This window comes from Streptomyces rapamycinicus NRRL 5491, assembly GCF_024298965.1.
Lineage (GTDB): Bacteria > Actinomycetota > Actinomycetes > Streptomycetales > Streptomycetaceae > Streptomyces > Streptomyces rapamycinicus.
The window spans coordinates 5105497-5126421 of record NZ_CP085193.1; the positions used below are offsets into that span (position 1 = coordinate 5105497).

Consider the following 20925-nt stretch of genomic DNA (forward strand, 5'->3'; position numbering starts at 1 on the left):
GAAAAGGCACATTCAAGCCAACTGTGGCCAGTTGACAAGTGCACGCCACCCTAGCAACGGGTTTTCCTACTCCAAAGTCACCTGTGGGCGCGCCTGTCCCGGCTCTCAGAGGACGGAGACGACCTCGCACCGCACCACGGTTCCCACGACCGAGGGGTCGTCGAGCGGCACCCTTACCGTCCGCGTCTTCCCCGCGGGGACCCGCACATCGGCGCGGCCGGAGGTGAGGGTCACGCCGTCCCGGTCCTGGAAGTTCATGTCCACGAGATAGGTCCCGGCCGTGCCCGAGCGGTTGCGCACCTTCACGGTCGCCGCCGGACGGCCGCTCTTGTCCTTGCTCTCCTCGGCGCCCTTGCCCTTTCCGGCACAGGTGACGACCGTCGCCCGGGGCTCGTAGGGCGACGCCGAGCCGCCCGAGGAACCGCTGGAGGCGCTGTCGCCGTAGTCGTCATCGTCGTAGTCGCGGTAGCGAGAACCGCCGGAGCCCGCACCGGTGGTGGAGCTCTCGTCGTCGGAGTCCGAATAACCACCCGAGCCGGAACCGGAGCCCGACCCCGACGAGTGGTGCGAAGACGAACTGGAACAGCCTCCTCCGCCACCCCCGTGGCCATGGCCACGCCCCTTGAACCCGGTGAGCGCCACCAGCACCACGGTGAGCACGGCCGCCAGCCGTAGACCACGCCGCATCACAGACCCCGTTTCCCCCGAAGACCGCGCAGAGTTACCCATCGACCTCCCGGCTCCCAGGAGGTCGATGAACGCCCGCAACCGTAGCAGCAATTGTCAGGGACACGGCCTGCGACCTGCCGTCTCCGCCGCGTGGCCGCGCCACCGCCACGTCGCCCCGTGCCTCTCGCCTGCCGTCTCCGGCTCACCGCCACGTCGCGCCGCACCTGCGGCGTGCCGTCTCCGGCGCGTGGCCGCGTCGCCGCGTCACCGCCACGTGGCGCCGCACCCACGGCCTGCCGCCTCCGGCGCGTGGCTGACTCACCGCCACATCGCGCCGCGCCCACCCTGCCGCCTCGTCGCGCCGCCGCCTCGTCCCGCCGCTCCGGGATCGGTCAGGCACGGCCGCCCGACGGGCGGGACTGGCCCGTGCCCTTCACCGCGTCCAGCGCGTAGACGCAGCGGTCCTTGCTGCACGCGTACACCACGCCCCCGGCGGCCACCGGGGATCCGGTGATCTCGCCGCCGGTCGCCAGCTTCCAGCGCAGCTGTCCGCCCGCCGCGTCCACCGTGTAGAGGCAGTGGTCGGCCGAGCCGAAGTGGACCCGGCCGTCGGCGACCACCGGCGAGCCGATGACCTCGCCGCCCGCCGCGAACCGCCACTTGGGCGTGCCGGTGACCGCGTCGAGCGTGTAGAGCGCGCTGCCGCTGCCCAGGTGGACCGAGCCGTCGGCCACCAGCACCGGCTCGATCGACTGCCGGGCCTCGGTGGCGATGCGCCAGCGGTCGCGGCCGTTGGCCGCGTCCAGCGCGTACACCGTGCCGAGATAGTCGGCGATGTAGATGCCGCCGCCGGTCACCGCGGGCCCCGGCGCGTACGCGGGGGCGCACAGGAAGACGGCGGGCGCCTCGAAACGCCACCGCACATCCCCGCGGGCGATGTCGAGCGCGAGCACCCGTGTGCCCGCCGAGACGTAGACCACCCCGTCGGGCGCCGCCAGCAGACGCAGCGGCACCCCGCCGCACGACGCCGCGTCGCCCACCGGATACGACCAGCGCTCCGCGCCGGTGCGCGCCTCCAGGGCGCGCAGCCGCGCGTCCGCCCACACATACACCGTGCCGTCGTGGACGGCCGGACCCGACTCGGGCGTCTCGAAGTCGGTCTGGAGACCCTGCATCTCCCACAGCAGCTCGCCGTTGGCCGCCTCCCACGCCTGGACGCCACCGCCACGCGTGCCGGTGACGACCGTGCCGCGGTCGACCTTCAGGGAGTAGACCCAGCCGTCGGTCGACAGCCGCCAGCGCTCGGCGCCGTCCTCCGCGTCCAGCGCGTACAGCGTGGGGCCGTCGGAGGCGTGGATCCGGCCGTTCGCCACGGCCATCGCCCATGCCACGTCGCGGGTCTTGAACTGGCGCCGGCCGGTGCCCACGTCCAGCGCGTGCACCTCGAACGACGTCACGTACAGCAGCTCACCCGCGACCGCGGGGGTGCCCCATACGTCGTTGGACATGCGGAACCGCCACGGGCGCCAGCGGCCGTGCCCGGCTCCGCCGGGCGGCTCGGGCGGCTCGGCCGACGGGGCGTGGGTCGGCGGCGGGACGGCGGACGTGCCGTCGCCCCCGTTCAGCCCTCCGCTCGTCACCCCGGCCGGCGGGCGCACCCAGCCGGTGGCGGGCCCGGTGCCGTGCTGCGCCTGCGGGTCCCGCGCGTCGGCGGCCCGGAGTCCCGGGCCGATCGGCACCTGCGAACCGGGCAGCCGCACCGACCCGTCGGCCCCTGCGGGCGCCGGGGCGGGCGCCGGAGCGGGCGCCGAGGCGGCGGACGGGGCAGCGGACGGGGCGGCGTGCCGCCCGGGCCCGATGGAGCCCAGTGCGCTGGGCGGGCTCGCGGCCTCCGGCGCGCGCAGACCGCCGCGTGGATCGCCCACGCCCACGGGCTCCCAGCCGCTCGGACCGACGGGGCCGCCCGCCGCGGCGCCGTGCCGCCCGCCATGGCCGTCCGCGGCGGCTCCCGCGGCGGGGGCGTACGAGGGCGGCGGTGTGGGCGGGCGCTCCGGCGGAAGCGGCGCGGAGGGGCGGCTGCCCGCGCTCGCGGCGCTTCCGGCGTTCCCGGCGTCTCCGTGGTGCCCGCCTGGGCGGCCGCCTCCGGCCGCGGGCCGGGAGGAGCCGCGCACCTGGTTGCGGCCGCTGCGCTTGCGCTCGATGAGCGCGACGGCGCCGGGCGGCAGCCAGGCCGAGGCCGTACCGCTGTCGTCGGCGTTGGAGGCGAACAGATGCGGGGCCAGCTGGGACTGCAGATCGGCCGGGGACGGCCGCCGCTCGGGCTCCATCTGCATGCACGACTCGATCAGCGGCCGCAGCTCGTCGGGCAGCCCGGCCAGATCGGGGCCCTCGCGCAGCAGCATGAACACGGTCTCCACCGGGTTGGCGCCGTGGAAGGGCGCGTGCCCGGTGGCCGCGAAGGTCAGGGTCGAGCCGAGCGAGAAGATGTCGCTCGCGCCCGTCACACTGCGCGAGTCGCGCGCCTGTTCGGGGGACATATAAGCGGGGGTGCCGACCGCGACGTTGGTCATCGTCAGCCGGGTGTTCGAGACACCGGAGGCGATACCGAAGTCGATCACGCGTGGGCCGTCCTCGACGACCAGCACATTGGACGGCTTCAGATCCCGGTGGACCAGGCCCGCGCCATGGATGGACTGCAGCGCCTCGGCGACCCCGGCCGCCAGCCAGCGCACCGCCTGGGCCGGCATCGGCCCGCACTCGTTGACGATTTCCTCGAGGGAAGGCGCCGGTACGTACGCGGTGGCCAGCCACGGCACCGCGGCGCGCGGATCGGCGTCCACGACCGCGGCCGTGTAGAACCCGCTGACCGCGCGGGCCGCCTCCACCTCACGGGTGAATCGGACACGGAACAGCTGGTCCTCGGCGAGCTCGGTCCGGACCGTCTTGATCGCGACCCGTCGGCCCGATGCCGAGCGGGCCAGATAGACCAGCCCCATGCCGCCCGCGCCGAGACGTCCGAGCACCTCGAAAGGGCCGATCCGCCTCGGATCGTGCTGCGTCAGCTGCTCCACCACTTGCCTGCCACCTCCCCGTGGGGGGCTTGAAAAAATACAGCCCCGTGCAGCGTCTCACCGACAAACCAACCGGCGGCACGCATCCTGCATTCTCTCTGGCGAAGGCGGCGGTTGCGAACCCGGGGGCGAATCGTCGTGTCATCGGGCGATACGGAGCCGGGGTCCGTCCGGTTCGACCGGGGACCATCCAAGTGCCCGCAGGCCCGTATCGCCCAGTTATTCGCCCCGGGTTCAGCCCGCCGTCGAGGTGTCGATGACGGCGAAGGCCGCGCCCTGATTGTCCGCAAGGACCGCGAAACGCCCGTACGGCGCATCTTCGACGGTCTTGAGAACCCGCCCGCCCAGCCTGTGGGCCGTGCGCAGCGCCTGATCGCAATCCGCCACCACAAAGTACGTCAGGAAGTGGGCGGGCAGAACGGCTGGGTACTCCTCACCCATCACGACGCGTCCGCCGATCGCGTGACGGGGGTCCGGGGGCTCTCCGCTGGGCGTCCACAGGACCACGTCGGCCGGCGCGCCCTCGGCGGAGGGCGGCGCGGGGGACGCGCCCGAGGGCGGCGCGGAGGGCTCCGTGGAGGGCGGCGTGGAGGGTGTCATCCCGTAGCCGAAGACCGCCCGGTAGAAGGCGTCCACGGCGCGCGGCTGACGCGTATGGACCTCGGTCCAGCCGTACGAACCGGGCGTGCCGCGCCGCGCGAAGCCGGTGTGGCTGCCCGCCTGCCAGACCCCGAAGACGGCGCCGCCCGGGTCGGCGGCCGTCGCCATGACGCAGAACTCGTCGATCCACACCGGTGGGGTGATCACCCGGCCACCGGCCTCGCGGATCCTTACGGCGGTCGCGGCGGCGTCCTGGGCGGCGAAGTAGATGTTCCAGACGGTGGGCATCCGGCCGTCCGGCTTGGGCACCAGCCCCGCGACGTCCTTACCGCCGAGGAGGGCCCGGGTGAACGTGCCGTATTCGGTGGCGATCTCCTGGAAGGTCCAGCCGAAGAGCTCACCGTAGAAGCGCCGGCCCGCCGCCAGGTCGGACAGCAGCACATCCGTCCAGCAGGGCACGCCTTCCGCGAATGCCGCCATGGCCCGGATCCTCCCGCGTCCCTCGGTCCTCGGACTTGCCCGCCTCGGAGCCTGCTCGCCTCGGGGCCGGCCCGCCTGGTCCTCGCTCACCCCGGAACTTGCTCACAGCCCGTTTGGAGATGGTTGGCGCGTGTTTGGAGCCGCTTGGTTCGTTCACCTCACTTGCCACGCTAACGGGGGATCGCCCGGTCTGCTCGCCCCGGAACTCGAAATATTTGGCCAATCCTTTTGGCTCGGAGACGGATCCGACCTCGTCATCCACCGTTCTTATCCACAGGCTGTTGATAACACGATTCACACGCATGGGTGAGCGGTGATTGAGGGCTTGACGACTGTGGACAGGGGCCGGAATCAGCCATTCCAGCCTGCTCAGCGAGGTTCGCAAACCTCCTCATCCCGCCCTAACCCCATTTGCACGCAGCCGAATCGCGCTCCGATCACCCCTCGGTAAGCTGACGGCATGACAGGACAAGTACGCACAGTCGACGGGCGGGTGGCCGGTCGTCGTGGGCAGGCGACGCGGCAGAAGCTGCTCGACTGCCTCGGCGAGATGCTCAGCACCTCCCCGTATCGAGACGTCAAGGTCATCGATGTCGCACGTAAGGCAGGGACCTCGCCTGCGACGTTCTACCAGTACTTCCCCGATGTGGAGGGCGCGGTCCTCGAGCTCGCCGAGGAGATGGCGAAGGAGGGCGCGAACCTCACCGATCTGGTCGCCGACCGCTCATGGGCCGGCAAGTCGGGGGCGACCGCGGCGGAGGACCTGGTCGAGGGGTTCCTCTCCTTCTGGCGCAAACACGACGCCATCCTGAGGGTGGTCGATCTGGGCGCCGCCGAGGGTGACAAGCGGTTCTACAAGATCCGCATGAAGATCCTCAATTCCGTCACCAACTCCCTGACGGATGCCGTCAAGGAGCAGCAGGCCAAGGGCCGGATCGACGGGGACCTCAACCCCGGGGCCATCGCGGGCTCGCTGGTCGCCATGCTGGCGGCGGTCGCGGCGCACCAGAAGGGGTTCCAGAGCTGGGGCGTCAAACAGGCCGACCTCAGGCCGAGCCTGACCTGGCTCGTCCACCTCGGCATCACCGGCCGCAAGCCGCCGAAGTAACGAATCCGCACCCCACCTCCCCCACCTCCCCCGGCCTCCCTTCCCCGGCCCCTCCCGGCCGGCTGCCCGGCCGGGCCCGCATGTCCTGTCACGCCGCGGCGGATCACTTCTCCAGTGATCCGCCGCGGCCCTTTGCGGTCACTGGTCGGTTTGGCCACGGGCTCGCCCGTGGGGGGACGGACCGGCTCAGCCCTCCTCGACGCGGTGGAGGCGGAAGAGGCGGATCTCGCGGTCCACCCGGGACTGATAGGTCGCGTACGGCGGCCAGAAGGCGAGGACCGCGGCCCAGGCCGCCTCGCGTTCGGCGCCCTCCAGCAGGTGCGCCCGGACGCCGACGTCCCGGCCCCGCCAGCTGATCTCCGCTTCCGGGTGTTTCAGGAGGTTCGTGGTCCAGACCGGATGGCCCGGACGGCCGAAGTTGCTGCCGATCAGGATCCAGGTGCCGTCGTCCTCCGGCATGCAGGCCAGCGGCGTACGGCGGGGAAGCCCCGACCTCGCGCCGCGCGCCGTAAGGATCACGCCCGGCAGCATCCGCGCGCTCGGCAGCACCTTGCCGCGGGTCAGCCGGTGGACGGTGCGGTCGAACGCGGGGATGACATGGGGCGCGACCTTGGCGAAGGCGCGGGTCGAGGACACCTTGCGGACCAGCTTCACGCCGTAACCGGCCATCAGACCGTCACCGCCTTACGCAGCCCATCGCCACCGTCGGGCCCGTGGCGCCCGTGGCGCCCGTCGCGCCCGTCCGGCCCATCGTGCGTGCCGTCCCCGTTGGGATCGCCGCTTCCGCCGCGCCCGGCGCGCCCTTCATGGTCACCGTAAGGAGCACGACCGGCCGCGCCGAAGAGTCCCTCCCGTTCCGCGGCCCGGGCCCGCAGCCGGTGGACGGGGCCGAAGAGCAGCTCGTCCGAGGCGGCCCGCTTGAAGTAGAGATGCGCGTCGTGCTCCCAGGTGAAGCCGATACCGCCGTGCAGTTGCACCGCCTCGGCCGCCGCCGTGCGCTGCGCCTCCAGCGCCTGCGCGAGCGCCAGCCCGCCCGCGACCGCGGCTTCCATGCCGCCCGTACCGCCGGTACCGCCCGTACCACTCGCACCGCCCTCGGCCGCGGCCCATGCCGCGTAGTACGCCGCCGATCGGGCCGCCTGCACCGCGACGTACACATCCGCCAGCCGGTGCTTGACCGCCTGGAAGGAACCGATGGGACGGCCGAACTGCTCACGCGCCCGCACATACTCGACCGTCCGTGTGAGGGCCGCGTCCGCCGCCCCCACGGCCTCGGCGGCGAGCACGGCCGCGGCCGCCGTACCCACGGCCGCCAGCGCCTCGGCCACCGCCTCCCCGCTCCCGCTCCCGCCGTCGTCCACCCCCAGCAACTCGGCCGAGACGTTCCGCAGCTCGATCCGGGCCTGCGGCCGGGTCGCGTCGAGCGCGGTCAGCCGGGTGCGGGCAAGGCCGTCCGCCCCCGCCCGGACGAGGAACAGCAGCGTCCGCCCGCGCGTATAGCCCCCGGCGCGGGCGGCGACCAGCAGCAGTTCGGCGCTGTGCCCGCCGGGCACCTGCTCCACCTGCCCGTACAGCCGCCACCCCGCGCCGCCGTCCCGGTCCGGGCGCGCCTGGACACCTCCCGCGCGCCCCCCACCGGCCCACGCGCCCTCCCGCGCTCCTACGAGCCCCAGCGCTTCGGCCAGCGCGCGCCCCGGCACCGCGAGCGCCGCCGTAAGGGCGCCGTCCGCGATGCGTGGCAGCAGTTCCGCGCGCTGCGCCTCCGTCCCGAGCGCGGCGACCAGGGGCGCGGCGAACACGGCGGTGGCCAGGAGCGGCGAGGGGAGCAGCACCCGCCCGGTCTCCTCACAGGCCAGCGCCAGCTCGGTGACGCCGCAGCCGACGCCCCCGTACGCCGCCGAAAGGGCGAGGCCCGGCAGCCCGAGCGTCCCGGCGAGCCGCCGCCACAGGGCCTCGTCATAGCCGGGAGCGGTCTGGACCGCCGCCTTGACCTCGTCCGGCCCGCACCGCTCCCGCAGCAGAGTGCGCAGCGTACGGCGGATCTCGTCCTGTTCCTCGGTGAACGCGGCGTCCATCGGCGAGCACCTCCGTTTTCTGACGGGTCGTCATACTAGGGACGAGCCCCGGACTTTCCCACCCCTCCCGCTCCATCCACGGCCAAGCTGCTACCGCCCCACCACGTTCCTCCCCGCATCCTCCGCCGGAGCGCGACCGGACCGGCGGTGGCCCTGTCCTCCGGGGCCTGTCGGAGGAGCGAGGAGGGGTAATGGACGATCGGAGCACGCAGGAGACAAGCGACGCCCGGTGGACCGGCCCGGACAAGTGGCAGGTCGCGATCGGAGTGCTGAGCCTTCTGGTGGCGATCGCCGCTTGCGTGGGGCAGTTCCTGCAGTAACCGGGAGCCTCACGCGTGGCCCGGACGGGGCTAGCGCTCGGGACGCGAACACGGCCATACGGGAGATCGTCCGGACCGCCCCCTCCCCCCTGGGCCCCGGCGCACTCGCGCATGCGCCCCCTTCCGCCCCAGCGGATCTGATGTACCGTCAGATTCATGCCGCCCGCAGCGCAGCGCAACCGTAAGGTCGCCGTCGTCGGCGTCTCCCTCTCCGACTGCGGCCGCGTCGACACGGCCACCCCCTACGCCCTCCACGCCCAGGCCGCCCGCCGGGCCCTCGCCGACTCCGGTCTCGACCGGTCGGTCGTCGACGGCCTCGCCTCGGCGGGGCTCGGCACCCTCGCGCCGGTCGAGGTGGCCGAGTATCTGGGGCTGCGGCCGACCTGGACCGACTCGACCGCCGTCGGCGGCTCCACCTGGGAGGTCATGGCGGCGCACGCGGCGGACGCGATCGCCGCCGGGCACGCCCGCGCCGTTCTGCTCGTCTACGGGTCCACCGCCCGGGCCGACATCCGCGCGGGCCGCCGCACCGCGAACCTCTCCTTCGGGGCGCGCGGACCGCTCCAGTTCGAGGTCCCGTACGGGCATACGCTGGTCGCCAAGTACGCGATGGCCGCGCGCCGCCATATGCATGAGTACGGCACCACACTCGAACAGCTGGCGGAGATCGCCGTTCAGGCGCGCATCAACGCCGGACACAATCCGGACGCAATGTTTCGTGAACCGATCACGGTCGATGACGTCCTGAGCGGCCCGATGATCGCCGACCCCTTCACCAAACTGCACTGCTGCATCCGCTCGGACGGCGGCTGCGCGGTGCTGCTCGCGGCCGAGGAGTTCGTACCGGACACGGCGAAGGCCCCGGTATGGGTGCTGGGTTCGGGCACGGCCGTCTCGCACACCGCCATGTCCGAATGGGAGGACTTCACGGTCTCCCCGGCCGCGGCCTCCGGGCGGGCGGCGTTCGCGCGGGCCGGCGTCCAGCCGTCGGAGATCGACGTTGCCGAGCTCTATGACGCCTTCACCTATATGACCCTGGTGACGCTGGAGGACCTCGGCTTCTGCGCCAAGGGCGAGGGCGGGGCGTTCGCGGAGAAGGGGCGGCTGACGCGGGACGGCGAGCTGCCGACCAACACCGACGGCGGCGGCCTCTCCGCCTGCCACCCGGGCATGCGCGGGCTGTTCCTGCTGGTCGAGGCGGTACGTCAGCTGCGCGGCGAGGCCGGGGAGCGCCAGGTGCGCAAGGCGGGCGGACGGCTGCCGGAGCTGGCCGTGGCGTCGGGCACGGGGGGCTGGTTCTGCTCGGCGGGCACGGTGGTCCTGGGCCGCGGCTGACGGACCCGCCCTGGCCGTACGTACGCGCCCGCTTGCCCCGGCTCCTCACGGGTGATCGGATGGGGAGCCGATGAGCGAGAACGAGGATGAGGCATTCCGCGCACTGCTACGCGGCCTGCGCGTACCCCATGCGGGCGAACTGCCCGTCTTCGACCCGGCCACGGCCCCGGACGCACCGCTTCCGCTCTTCCGGCGGTGGCTGCGGGAGGCCGCCGAGGCGGGCGAGCCCGGGCCGCACACCATGACCCTGGCCACCGCGGGCGCCGACGGCCGCCCGTCCCAGCGCACGGTGATGCTGCACGACGCGGACGGGCGCGGCTGGCACTTCGGCACCCATCGCACCAGCCGTAAGGGCCGAGAGCTGGCCGGGAGCCCGTACGCCTCGCTCGCGTTCCACTGGATGCGCTCGGGCCGTCAGGTGCGCGTCGGCGGGCGGGTCGGCGAGGCCGGACCGGAGGAGAGCGCGGCCGATCTGCGCGGCCGGTCCCCCGCGGCGCTGGCGGCGGCGCTGGCCGGGAGCGGACGGCAGAGCGAGGTGCTCGGCTCCTACGAGGAGCTGCTGCGGGCCTTCGAGACGGCGTACGAACGGGCCGAACGCGAACCGGACGCGACCGCCCCCACCTGGACCCTGTACGTCCTGGAGGCCGACGAGGTCGAGTTCTACCAGGAGGAGGCGCGGCGGCGGCACGTACGGGTCCGCTACCGCCGCGACCCCGGGGAGCCCGGCGGCTGGCGGCGAGAGCTGCTGTGGCCTTAACGGCGACGCGGCCGTGCGGCGGCGATCGTAAGGCGTATGACGAGAAGGCGACGCGACCGTGAGGCGGCGACGCGGATAAGGCCGGGCGGGCAGCGGCAGGCTAAGCAGGTCGCAGGTCGGAGGAAGTCCGCTACGGTTCGGGCAGCGCCCCGAAGGGGCGCGGGGCTGTGTCGATGTGCGGCTCCGCCGCGGGGCGCGACCAGCCACGACGGCGCCGCAGCCGGCCGACGCCCCTTCCAGCGGAGCGCTCAGGCAGGCACCGGCCGGAAGACAGGAACGACCGGCACGTCCCCCTCGGCCGCCTCGGCGGCCTCCGCGGCCCCCGCCGCCCGGAACGCCACCCTGAGCCGCATCCCCACCCGCGGGCCGCTCTCCGGGACCTCGATGAGCTCGGTCATCATCCGCGGCCCCTCGGCGAGGTCGACGACGGCGGCGGTGTACGGGACGCGGGCGCCGAACGGCGGCAGGTCGTTGCGGTGCACCACGGACCACGTATAGAGCGACGCGGCGCCGCTCGCCGCCTCCCAGGCGACGTTCTCGCTCCAGCAGTACGGGCAGAACTCGCGCGGGTAGTGATGGGCCCGGCCGCACCCGCCGCAGCGCCGGATCAGCAGCCGGCCATCGGCGGCGGCGTCCCAGTAGGGGCGGGTGAAGGCGTCGATCTCGGGCAGGTCGAAGCGCGGGGCGCCCGGGGGCGGCGTCCGGCTCACAGGAACAGCCCCCACGCCTCGTCGAGCGACCAGGTCTGCCAGCTCATGCCGAAGAGCCCGACCACGGAGATCAGCGCCATCATCGAGTTCTGCCCCTGCTCCGCCCAGTCGTGGATCATGAGCAGGAAATAGAGCAGATTGAGCACGATCGCGCCGATCAGGGCGATGGGGGTCAGAAAGCCGAGCGTCAGCCCGAGGCCGAGGGCGAGTTCCGCGTAGACGACGACGTACGCCATGACCTTGGGACGGGGTGTGACCACCGCGTCGAAGCCGCCGCGGACGAACGCCCAGCGGTGCTTGGCGGCCACGCCCACCGCCCAGCCGATGCCGGTGCCGCGTTCGAACCAGTCCTTCTTGTCCTTGTGCCGCCAGCTCTCGAGCCACCACAGGCCGAGTCCGATGCGCAGTACGGCGAGCCATTCGGCCCCGTCGAGCCCGATCGTCCGCATCGTCCTCCACCCTCCCGTCCCGGCGAATCTGACGATACGTCAGTTTCATGGGCCGGGCACGGCTCGCGCAAGGGGTCGCACCGGTGGAACAGAAACCGATGGGACACCGCGCCGACGGTCCGGCGCCGACCGACCGTGACCTCTCCGCAACCCATCCGGAATCACTTTGACCGGATCGCTTGACCGAAACCCGTCAAATACCCGACTACGCTCACCGCATGGCCGACCGCTCCCCCGAGAAGTCCTCACCCGTCTATGTGATCGGCGGTGGACCGGGCGGACTCGCCGCCGCTGCCGCGCTCAGCCACCGCGGGATCCGCGCCGTCGTCCTGGAGAAGTCCGACGCGGTCGCCGCGTCCTGGCGGAACCACTACGACCGGCTGCATCTGCACACCACGCGCAGACTCTCCGCGCTCCCCGGGCTGCCGATCCCCCGGTCCTACGGACGGTGGGTCGGGCGCGACGACGTGGTGCGCTATCTGGAGCGCTATGCCGAGCACCACCGGCTGGACATCGTCACGGGGGTCGAGGTCTCCCGCATCGACCGGTCGTCCGACGACACGGAGTGGGTGCTGCGCGCCACGGGCGGCCGTGCGCTGCCCTCGCCCGTGGTCGTCGTCGCCACGGGCTTCAACCACACCCCACGGCTGCCGGACTGGCCGGGCCGCGCCGGCTACACCGGCGAGCTGCTGCACGCCGCCCACTACCGCAACGCCCGCCCCTTCGAGGGCCGCGACGTCCTGGTGGTCGGCGTCGGCAACACCGGCGCCGAGATCGCGGTCGACCTGATCGAGGGCGGCGCGGCCCGAGTGCGGCTGGCGATCCGCACCGTGCCGCACATCCTGCGCCGCTCGACGGCCGGGTGGCCCGCACAGGCCACCGGCATCCTGGTGCGCAGGCTGCCGCGGCGCGCGGTGGACCGGGCGGCGCGGGTGATGTGCCGGGTGAGCATGCCGGATCTGACCGAGCACGGCCTGCCCTGGCCCGACACCGGGCTCTACACCCGCGTACGGGAGGGCGCGATCCCGGTTCAGGACGTGGGGCTGGTCGACGCGGTGCGGGCGGGACGGGTGGAAGTGGTCTCGGCGGTGGACTCCTTCGATTCGGACAAGGTGATCCTGGCCGATGGCTCGCGGATCAGCCCCGAGGTGGTGATCGCCGCGACCGGCTACCGGCGCGGCCTGGAGGAACTGGTCGGCCATCTGGGCGTGCTCGACGACCGCGGCCGCCCCCTCCCGCACGGCCGACGGACCCTGAAGGGCGCGCCGGGGCTGCACTTCACCGGCTATACGAACCCGATCAGCGGGATGCTGCGCGAGCTGGCCATCGACGCCCGGAAGATCGCCAAGACGGTCGCCCGCACGACGGCGTGACGGCGGGGCGGGGCGGGCCGCGATTCCACCGGCCCCGTCGTCACCCTGCGTGTTCCCTGCTCCCCGAGCATTCCTGACAGGCCGTCAGTTCAGTAACCTGACTACTGGGTAATGTGACTTGGCGTCAGTTTTGCTGCGGCGGCCGACGCCGAATCCCCTGGTCACGTACCCGGTTATTGGCCAACGAGCAGGAGTGGCGGATACCGATGCTTGGATCGACCTACGGCACCCTGACCACCAACTCCCGTCATGCCCGCGCCGTCGCCTGCGGTCAGGCCCCCGGCCCCGCCGTGCATGTCCACAGCAGGGCCGCGGCGGGCGGGACCGCCGAAGGCGTGGACGACGTGGACGTCAGCGGGCGCCCGCTGACGTCCGCCGTCCCCGATCTGGACCGCTTCTTCCATCCCGAGTCGGTGGCCCTCATCGGCGCCTCCGACGCTGACGGCCGCCCCAACACCGGTATCACCCGCCAGCTCCTGGCCTGGGCCGAACGCGTCGGCGCCCGGTTGCACCCCGTGCATCCCTCCCGTCCCGCCGTCTTCGGCATTCCGTGCGTACCGTCCGTGGCCGCGCTGCCCGAACCCGTCGACCTCGCCGTCCTCCTCGTCCGCGACCCGCTCCCGGTGATCGAGGAACTCGACGGGAGCAAGGTGAGGTTCGCCGTCGTCTTCGCTTCCGGCTTCGCCGAGACCGGCCCCGAGGGCGCCGCCGCGCAGGCCCGGCTGGCCGCCGCGGCCCGCGGCGCCGGGCTGCGGCTGCTCGGCCCCAACACCAACCTCAACGCCTTCGAGAAGTTCCGCGACGACCTCGACGGGCCCGCCATCGCCCTCATCACCCAGTCAGGCCACCAGGGCCGCCCGGTCTTCAGCCTCCAGGAGCTCGGCATCCGGCTCAGCCACTGGGCCCCGACCGGCAACGAGGCCGATCTGGAGACCTCCGACTTCATCTCCTACTTCGCCACCCGGCCCGAGGTCGGCGCCATCGCCCTGTACGCGGAGGGGCTGAAGGACGGCCGCGGCTTCCTCCTCGCCGCCGACCGGGCCGCCCGCGCCAAGGTGCCCGTCGTCGCCGTGAAGGTCGGCCGCACCGAGACCGGCGCCCGCACGGCCGCCTCCCACACCGGCAAGCTGACCGGCTCGGACGCGGCGGTGGACGCGGCCATGCGGCAGTTCGGCGTGATCCGCGTGGACGGCCTGGACGAGCTGCAGGACACGGCGGCGCTGCTCGCCCGCGCCCGCCCGCCGCTCGCCGAGGGCGTCGTGGTGTATTCGATCTCCGGGGGCACCGGGGCCCACTTCTCCGACCTCGCCACCGCGGCGGGCCTCACCCTGCCCGCCCTCTCCCCCGAGAAGCAGACCGAGCTCCACCAGTGGATACCCGACGATCTCAGCGTCGCCAACCCGGTGGACAACGGCGGCCACCCGGTCGGCGACTGGCGCGGCCGGAAGATCATCGACGCGATCCTCGCCGATCCCTCCGTGGGCGTGCTGATCTGCCCGATCACCGGCCCCTTCCCGCCCATGAGCGACAAGCTGGCGCAGGACCTGGTGGACGCGGCGGAGCAGACGGACAAGCTCGTGTGCGTGGTGTGGGGCTCGCCGGTCGGCACCGAGGACGCCTACCGCACCACCCTGCTGGGCTCCTCCCGCGTGGCCACCTTCCGGACGTTCGCCAACTGCATCACCGCCGTGCGCGCCTATCTCGGGCACCACCGCTTCACCGCCTCCTACCGCTCCCCGTTCGAGGACGCCCCGCGCACGCCGTCGCCCTCCCTGCGCAAGGTGCGCGATCTGCTGCGCCCAGGAGACCGCCTGAGCGAGCACGCGGCGAAACAGCTGCTGCGGGCGTACGGCATCCGGGTGCCGCGCGAGCAGCTGGTGACCAGCGCGGCCGCGGCCGTCCGCGCCGCCGGTCTGGTGGGCTACCCCGTGGTCATGAAGGCGTCCGCCCCGCAGCTCGCCCACAAGACCGAGCTGGGGCTGGTCCGGCTGGGGCTGACCTCGGCCAGCCAGGTCCGCGACACCTACCGGGAGCTCACCGACATCGCCCGCTACGAAGGCGTCGAGCTGGACGGGGTGCTGGTCTGCCAGATGGTCGAGCGCGGGGTGGAGATGGTGGTCGGCATGAGCCAGGACCCCCTCTTCGGCCCGACCGTGACCGTCGGTATAGGGGGCGTGCTCGTCGAGGTCCTCCGTGACGCTGCCATAGGCATCCCCCCGTTCGGCGAGGACCAGGCGCGCGCGATGCTCGCCGAACTGCGCGGCCGCGCCCTCCTCGACGGTGTGCGCGGCGCTCCCCCCGCCGATGTGGACGCGCTCGTGGAGGTCGTGCTGCGGGTCCAGCGCATGGCCCTGGAGCTCGGGGACCACCTCGCCGAACTGGACGTCAATCCGCTGATGGTGCTGGAACGTGGCCAAGGTGCCGTGGCACTGGACGCCCTGGCGATCTGCCGCTGACGCATGGAGCGTTGCCATGACCTCTGCCCCCCTTGAAGATTCCCGTGACTCCGTTCTACGGCACACCACTGACAACGGGGTCTCGTGGATCACGCTCAACCGCCCAGCGGCGATGAACGCCATCACCCCCGACCAGCGAGAACACCTGATTTCGCTGCTGGATCACGCCTCCTCGGACCCGGCCGTCCGGGCCGTCGTGCTCACCGCCACCGGCAAGGGCTTCTGCGCGGGAGCGGATCTGCGCGGCACATCCGACGGGACGGAACGGGTCGCGGGCGATGTCGCCCGGCTGATCCGCGGCGGAGCGCAGCGGCTCATCGCCGCCGTCCTCGACTGCGAGAAGCCGGTGATCGCCGCAGTCAACGGCACCGCCGCCGGGCTCGGCGCCCATCTCGCCCTCGCCTGCGATCTGGTGCTGGCCGCCGAATCGGCCGTCTTCATCGAGGTGTTCATCCGCCGCGGCCTGGTCCCCGACGGGGGCGGTGCGTATCTCCTCCCCCGGCTGATCGGCCCGCAGCGCGCGAAGGAGCTGATGTTCTTCGGCGACGCGCTGCCCGCCGCCGAGGCCGAGCGGCTGGGGCTGGTCAACCGGGTGATCCCGGACGACGACCTGGCCAAGACCGCCCGCGCCTGGGCAGAGCGGCTCGCCGCGGGTCCCACCCGCGCCCTGGCCCTCACCAAGGCGCTGGTGAACGCCTCCCTGGAGGCCGACCGACCGGCCGCGTTCGCCGCCGAGGCGGCGGCGCAGGAGATCAACATGAGCACGGCCGACGCTCAGGAGGGCGTCCGCGCCTTCATCGAGCGCCGGCCGCCCGGGTACCTGGGTCGCTGAGGGCGTTGAGACCGCTGAGGACGCTGAGGAACCGCGCCGTCAGGGGAACCCGGGCAGCGAGGCAGAACCCGAATAAGCGAGAAACCCGAGCAAGCGAGAAAGGGGGACGGGCCATGATGGGACACGCCGGTATGGCCGCCACCGCCGTCCGCTACCTCCGGGCGGTCGGCTCGCCGACCGCCTCCGTACGACCGGTCGACCCGCTGCCCCCGCCGGAGCTGCGCTGTGTGCGCGCCGATGAGCGGCCGCCGGTCGACCCGGCCGAATTCCGCCATGTGCTGGGCCACTTCGCCAGCGGGGTCACCGTGATCGCCACCGTCGACGAGAACGGACCGGCCGGCTTCGCCTGCCAGTCCTTCGCCTCGCTGTCCCTGGACCCGCCGCTGGTCGCCTTCATGGTGGCCCGCACCTCCACGACCTGGCCGCGCATCGCCCGCGCGGGCGTTTTCTGCGTCAATGTCCTGGGCGCGCACCAGGGCGAGCTGTGCCGCTCCTTCGCGGTCAGCGGCTCCCGGCGCCCCGACAAATTCGCGGGCGTCCGCTACGAGGCGTCCCCGGTCACCGGCTCACCGCGGCTCGCGGAGGTCCCGGCGTGGATCGACTGCGCGATCCACGCCGTGCACACGGGAGGTGACCATCTGGTCGTGGTGGGCCGCGTCCGGGCGCTGGGCACGGACGAGCCCGCGGCGCGATCGGGGCCGCTGCTCTTCCACCGCGGCTCCTTCGGGGAGTTCACGGCGCTTCTCTGAGGCCGCCCGTTCGCACAAGCCCGGGCGGCCCCACGGGGTGTCCGGCGCGTTCCCCTCCCTGCCCCTTCCCGCGGCATCCATATGCGGCTCCGCCGCATGGCAGGGGCTCCGCTCCAGACCCCGGGGCCTGGGGCGGAGCCCCGGTTGAGGGAAGGGACGGGGAGGGGAACAGCCCGCGCAGGCGCCAAGATCCGTCGGCCCCCTACGCCGTCGCCGACGCGGTCTTCGCGTCCGGGGCACGCTGGATGACCAGCGACATCAGCGCGGCGATCGCGCACAGCGCCCCCGCGCCGTACCAGACCAGGTCGTACGAGCCGAAGGCGTCCCGCGCCGCGCCGCCCACGAAGGCCACGACCCCGGCCCCCACCTGGTGAGAGGCGAGTACCCAGCCGAAGACGATCGCGCTGTCCTCCCCGTACTGCTCCCGGCACAGCGCCATCGTCGGCGGGACCGTGGCGACCCAGTCGAGACCGTAGAACACGATGAAGAAGAGCATCGGCGGATGGACCGCGTCGTCCAGCAGGATCGGCAGGAACATCAGGGAGATCCCGCGCAGCGCGTAGTACACGGCCAGCAGCCGTCGCGCGTCGAAGCGGTCGGTGAACCAGCCGGAGGCCACGGTCCCCACGATGTCGAAGACGCCGATGACGGCGAGCAGGCTCGCGGCGGCCGTCACCGGCATGCCGTGATCATGCGCGGCGGGCACGAAGTGGGTCTTGACGAGGCCGTTCGTGGAGGCGCCGCAGATCGCGAAGGCGCCCGCGAGCAGCCAGAAGGAGCCGGTGCGCGAGGCCGAGGCGAGGGCCTTGACGGCCCGCCGGGCCGCGCCGCGCCGGGGGGCGGGCCGCGGGGCGGGCGGCCCGTCGGCGCCGTACGCGGCGAGGCCCACGTCCGAGGGGTAGTCGCGCAGCAGCAGCCAGACGAGGGGGACGATCGCCAGCGCGGCGACCGAGACGGTGATCGCGGCGGGCCGCCAGTCGTGCCGTTCGACGATCCAGGAGAGCAGCGGGAGAAAGATCAGCTGCCCGGAGGCCCCGCCCGCCGTGAGCATGCCGGTGACCAGCCCGCGCCGGGCCACGAACCACCGGTTGGTCACGGTCGCCGCGAAGGCCAGCGCCATGGAGCCGCTGCCGAGGCCGACCAGCACACCCCAGCACAGGATGAGCTGCCAGGGCTCGCTCATGAAGACCGTAAGGCCGCCTCCGGCCGCGATGACGACGAGCGCGGCCGCGACGACCTTACGGATGCCGAAGCGATCCATCAGGGCGGCGGCGAAGGGCGCGGTGAGCCCGTAAAGGGCGAGGTTGACGGAGACCGCGAACCCGATCGTGCCGCGCGACCAGCCGAACTCCTCGTGGAGCGGATCGATGAGCAGACCCGGCAGGGAGGCGAATCCGGCCGCGCCGATGATCGTCACAAAGGCGATGGCGGCGACCGACCAGGCGCGGTGCGGTAGCCGCAGGAGGGCCCGTCGTGCGGGCTGTTCCGGCTGTTCGTCCTGTTCGGGGGCTTCGGAGAGCTCGGTCGTCTGCGTCACCGGACCAGCATCGGGCAGCGGGTCGGCACGGGCGAGTGGCCCAAAGGACAGCATTCGCTAGGATCGGGCCACGGCCCTTTCTGGCCGTGGCCGAACGACGGGAGGCCGGAAGTGTCCCAGCCCCAACCCCAACCCCATTCCCCGCCCTGGACCGCCGACGCGCACCATCGCGTCGCCGTCCTCGCCCTCCCTGGCGTGATCCCCTTCGAGCTGGGCATTCCGTACCGGATCTTCGGCAAGGCCCGCTCCGCCGACCGCCGGCGGCTGTACGAGGTGGTCACCTGCACCCCCGAGCCCGGTCTGGTGCCCACGGACGCCGACTTCCCGATCGCCGTGGCGCAGGGCCCGGAGGTCCTCGCCGAGGCCGACACCATCGTGGTGCCCGCCTCGTACGAACTCGGCCCGGTCCACGAGGAGGGCCGGATGACCGAGCCGCTCGGCGCCGCGCTTGCCCATGCCCGGCCGGGCGTGCGCTGGGTGTCCATCTGCACCGGTTCGTTCGTGCTCGCCGCCGCCGGGCTTCTCGACGGCCGCCCGGCCACCACCCATTGGTCCAGCGTCGACCACTTCCAGCGCCTCTTCCCGACCGTCAAGGTCGATCCGAACGTGCTGTTCGTGGACGACGGCGATGTGCTCACCTCGGCCGGTGTCGCCTCGGGGCTCGACCTGTGCCTGCATCTGGTGCGGCGCGACCACGGCACGGCCGTCGCCAACGACGTGGCCCGGCGCAGCCTGGTGCCGCCCCACCGCGACGGCGGCCAGGCCCAGTACATTCCGCGCCCGCTGCCCGAGGCCCAACAGGCCACCACGACGACGGCCCGCGCCTGGGCGCTCGGTCGGCTGGACCGGCCCATCTCGCTGCGGGAGCTGGCCGCCCAGGAGGCGATGAGCGTACGGACGTTCACCCGCCGGTTCCGCGAGGAGGTCGGCGTCAGCCCGGGCCAGTGGCTGACCCAGCAGCGGGTGGAGCGGGCCCGTCATCTCCTGGAGGGCACCGATCTGTCGGTGGACCAGGTGACGCGCGAGGCCGGTTTCGGCTCCCCCGCGTCCCTGCGCCAGCACTTCCAGACGGCCGTGGGCGTCTCCCCCACCGCCTACCGCCGCACCTTCCGCGCGGGCGCCGAGGCCGGTACGGCTCCGGGCGCCGACGCCCGCGCGTAAAGGCCGCTCAGCCCGTCACGGCGCGTAAGCCCGCACGGCCGATCCCGCGCCGTCACGGGCCACTCCCGCTCCGTCACGGGGCCGCGCCCGCGCCGTCATGCGGTCGCCTCGGCGCCCTGGAGCCGCCAGCTGGGAAGGCAGGGCGAACAGTCCTCGTCGCCAGGCGCACCGGACGCCGCCCGTTCAGAAGGTGAGCACGGCACGCGCCACCCGGCCGTGGTGGGCGTCGTCGGCGGCCTTGGCGAAGTCCTCCAAGGGGTAGGTCCTGCTGACGAGTTCGTCCAGCAGCAGCCGCCCCTGCCGGTAGAGGTCCGCGTACAGCGCGATGTCGGCCTGTGGCCGTGAGGAGCCGTAGCGGCAGCCCAGGATGGACTTGTCCAGGTACATGGAGGACACGCGGAAGGCCGCCTCGGCGTCGGCGGGCGGCACCCCGAGCAGCACCGCCTGGCCGTGCCGGTCGAGCAGATCGACGGCCTGGCGGATGAGCCGGGTGGAGCCGACGCATTCGAAGGCGTGGTCCGCACCGGTCGGCAGGACCTCCGCCACGGCGTCGGCGGAGGGGACGAAGTGGGTGGCGCCGAAGCGCCGGGCCATCGGCTCCTTGGCGGGGTTGGAGTCGACGGCGACGATCGGGGACGCCCCGGCGATCCGGGCCCCTTGCAGCACATTGAGCCCGATGCCGCCACTGCCGATGACGACGACCGACTCACCGCGGTCCACCTTGGCGCGGTTGAGCACGGCGCCGACGCCGGTGAGGACGGCACAGCCGATGAGGGCGGCGGCGACGAGCGGAATGTCCTCGGGGATCGGCACCACCTGGACGGCGGTGACGAGGGTGCGCTCGGCGAAGGCGGAGTTCGAGGCGAAGTTGTACAGCCGCTCGTCGCCGCGGCGGAACGGCCGGGTCGGCCGGCCGATCGCCGCGCGGCACATCGTGGGGCGGCCCCGCGCGCAGTCGGCGCAGGTCCCGCAGTTGGCGAGGGTGGAGAGCGCCACATGGTCACCGGGTGCGACATGGGTGACGCCCGGCCCGACCTCCTCGACCACGCCCGCGCCCTCGTGGCCGAGGACCACGGGGAGAGGGAAGGGGATGGTGCCGTCGACGACCGACAGATCGCTGTGGCAGAGCCCGGCGGCGGCGATGCGCACCAGCACCTCGCCGGGGCCGGGGTCGCGCACCTCCAGGTCCTCGACCACGCGCGGCGCGGTGCCGTCGAAGATGACGCCTCTCATCCTCATCACC

General features: G+C 73.0%; 18 protein-coding genes. 9 read left to right on the top strand and 9 right to left on the bottom strand.

Going from position 1 to position 20925, the window contains the following annotated elements; genetic code table 11:
* Positions 1-105 precede the first annotated feature (105 nt).
* The 3 genes from LIV37_RS21095 to LIV37_RS21105 all read right to left on the bottom strand — a co-directional run bounded on the left by LIV37_RS21095 (position 106) and on the right by LIV37_RS21105 (position 4820).
* Positions 106-687, bottom strand: a complete 582-nt coding sequence (locus tag LIV37_RS21095) for a hypothetical protein (RefSeq protein ID WP_020869148.1) — start codon at positions 685-687, stop codon at positions 106-108.
* A 374-nt stretch (positions 688-1061) separates the two neighbouring features.
* On the bottom strand, positions 1062-3743 hold the full coding sequence (gene afsK / locus LIV37_RS21100) for a protein serine/threonine kinase AfsK (RefSeq protein WP_121824673.1): 2682 nt from the start codon (positions 3741-3743) through the stop codon (positions 1062-1064).
* A gap of 231 nt (positions 3744-3974) precedes the next feature.
* Positions 3975-4820: a VOC family protein gene (locus tag LIV37_RS21105; RefSeq protein ID WP_020869149.1), complete on the bottom strand. Its 846-nt coding sequence runs from the start codon at positions 4818-4820 to the stop codon at positions 3975-3977.
* 460 nt (positions 4821-5280) lie between these two features.
* On the opposite strand from LIV37_RS21105, the gene LIV37_RS21110 reads away from it, so the two are divergent.
* On the top strand, positions 5281-5928 hold the full coding sequence (locus tag LIV37_RS21110; RefSeq protein ID WP_121824672.1) for a TetR family transcriptional regulator: 648 nt from the start codon (positions 5281-5283) through the stop codon (positions 5926-5928).
* A gap of 186 nt (positions 5929-6114) precedes the next feature.
* Here the strand turns inward: LIV37_RS21110 and LIV37_RS21115 are convergent, their stop codons facing one another.
* Both LIV37_RS21115 and LIV37_RS21120 read right to left on the bottom strand, forming a co-directional pair.
* Positions 6115-6597, bottom strand: a complete 483-nt coding sequence (locus LIV37_RS21115) for a nitroreductase family deazaflavin-dependent oxidoreductase (protein ID WP_020869151.1) — start codon at positions 6595-6597, stop codon at positions 6115-6117.
* Complete coding sequence (locus tag LIV37_RS21120) at positions 6597-8003, bottom strand: acyl-CoA dehydrogenase family protein (RefSeq protein WP_020869152.1); 1407 nt, start codon at positions 8001-8003, stop codon at positions 6597-6599. Before LIV37_RS21120 ends, LIV37_RS21115 begins: the two co-directional genes overlap by 1 nt.
* Positions 8004-8194: 191 nt before the next feature.
* Between LIV37_RS21120 and LIV37_RS51785 the strand changes: the two genes are divergently transcribed.
* The 3 genes from LIV37_RS51785 (at position 8195) to LIV37_RS21130 (ending at position 10415) form a co-directional block, all read left to right on the top strand.
* Positions 8195-8323: a hypothetical protein gene (locus LIV37_RS51785; protein WP_020869153.1), complete on the top strand. Its 129-nt coding sequence runs from the start codon at positions 8195-8197 to the stop codon at positions 8321-8323.
* 156 nt (positions 8324-8479) lie between these two features.
* Positions 8480-9658 carry a thiolase C-terminal domain-containing protein gene (locus LIV37_RS21125; protein WP_020869154.1) on the top strand — a complete coding sequence of 393 codons (1179 nt, stop codon included), beginning with the start codon at positions 8480-8482 and terminating at the stop codon, positions 9656-9658.
* Positions 9659-9728: 70 nt separating this feature from the next.
* Positions 9729-10415, top strand: a complete 687-nt coding sequence (locus LIV37_RS21130) for a pyridoxine/pyridoxamine 5'-phosphate oxidase (protein WP_020869155.1) — start codon at positions 9729-9731, stop codon at positions 10413-10415.
* 248 nt (positions 10416-10663) lie between these two features.
* Here the strand turns inward: LIV37_RS21130 and LIV37_RS21135 are convergent, their stop codons facing one another.
* Complete coding sequence (locus LIV37_RS21135) at positions 10664-11125, bottom strand: Zn-ribbon domain-containing OB-fold protein (protein WP_020869156.1); 462 nt, start codon at positions 11123-11125, stop codon at positions 10664-10666.
* On the bottom strand, positions 11122-11574 hold the full coding sequence (locus LIV37_RS21140; RefSeq protein WP_020869157.1) for a DoxX family protein: 453 nt from the start codon (positions 11572-11574) through the stop codon (positions 11122-11124). The genes LIV37_RS21135 and LIV37_RS21140 overlap by 4 nt, the downstream gene beginning before the upstream one ends.
* A gap of 218 nt (positions 11575-11792) precedes the next feature.
* Here LIV37_RS21140 and LIV37_RS21145 point away from each other — a divergent pair, with 218 nt between their 5' ends.
* The 4 genes from LIV37_RS21145 (at position 11793) to LIV37_RS21160 (ending at position 16984) form a co-directional block, all read left to right on the top strand.
* Complete coding sequence (locus LIV37_RS21145) at positions 11793-12947, top strand: flavin-containing monooxygenase (RefSeq protein ID WP_020869158.1); 1155 nt, start codon at positions 11793-11795, stop codon at positions 12945-12947.
* Between the two features lie 206 nt (positions 12948-13153).
* Positions 13154-15403 (top strand): acetate--CoA ligase family protein, encoded by a 2250-nt coding sequence (locus tag LIV37_RS21150; RefSeq protein ID WP_020869159.1) that lies wholly within the window; start codon positions 13154-13156, stop codon positions 15401-15403.
* Positions 15404-15419: 16 nt separating this feature from the next.
* The gene (locus LIV37_RS21155) at positions 15420-16235 is read left to right on the top strand and encodes an enoyl-CoA hydratase/isomerase family protein (protein WP_121824670.1); all 816 of its coding nucleotides are present in this window, start codon (positions 15420-15422) and stop codon (positions 16233-16235) included.
* Between the two features lie 113 nt (positions 16236-16348).
* Entirely contained in the window at positions 16349-16984 is a 636-nt protein-coding gene (locus LIV37_RS21160) for a flavin reductase family protein (protein ID WP_020869161.1), read from the top strand.
* Between the two features lie 202 nt (positions 16985-17186).
* Here the strand turns inward: LIV37_RS21160 and LIV37_RS21165 are convergent, their stop codons facing one another.
* The gene (locus LIV37_RS21165) at positions 17187-18521 is read right to left on the bottom strand and encodes an MFS transporter (protein WP_020869162.1); all 1335 of its coding nucleotides are present in this window, start codon (positions 18519-18521) and stop codon (positions 17187-17189) included.
* Positions 18522-18632: 111 nt separating this feature from the next.
* Between LIV37_RS21165 and LIV37_RS21170 the strand changes: the two genes are divergently transcribed.
* Positions 18633-19682 carry a GlxA family transcriptional regulator gene (locus LIV37_RS21170; RefSeq protein ID WP_020869163.1) on the top strand — a complete coding sequence of 350 codons (1050 nt, stop codon included), beginning with the start codon at positions 18633-18635 and terminating at the stop codon, positions 19680-19682.
* Positions 19683-19865: 183 nt separating this feature from the next.
* On the opposite strand, the gene LIV37_RS21175 is transcribed toward LIV37_RS21170, so the two are convergent.
* Positions 19866-20915, bottom strand: coding sequence for a Zn-dependent alcohol dehydrogenase (locus LIV37_RS21175; protein WP_020869164.1), 1050 nt, complete (start codon positions 20913-20915; stop codon positions 19866-19868).
* Between the last annotated feature and the right edge of the window lie 10 nt (positions 20916-20925).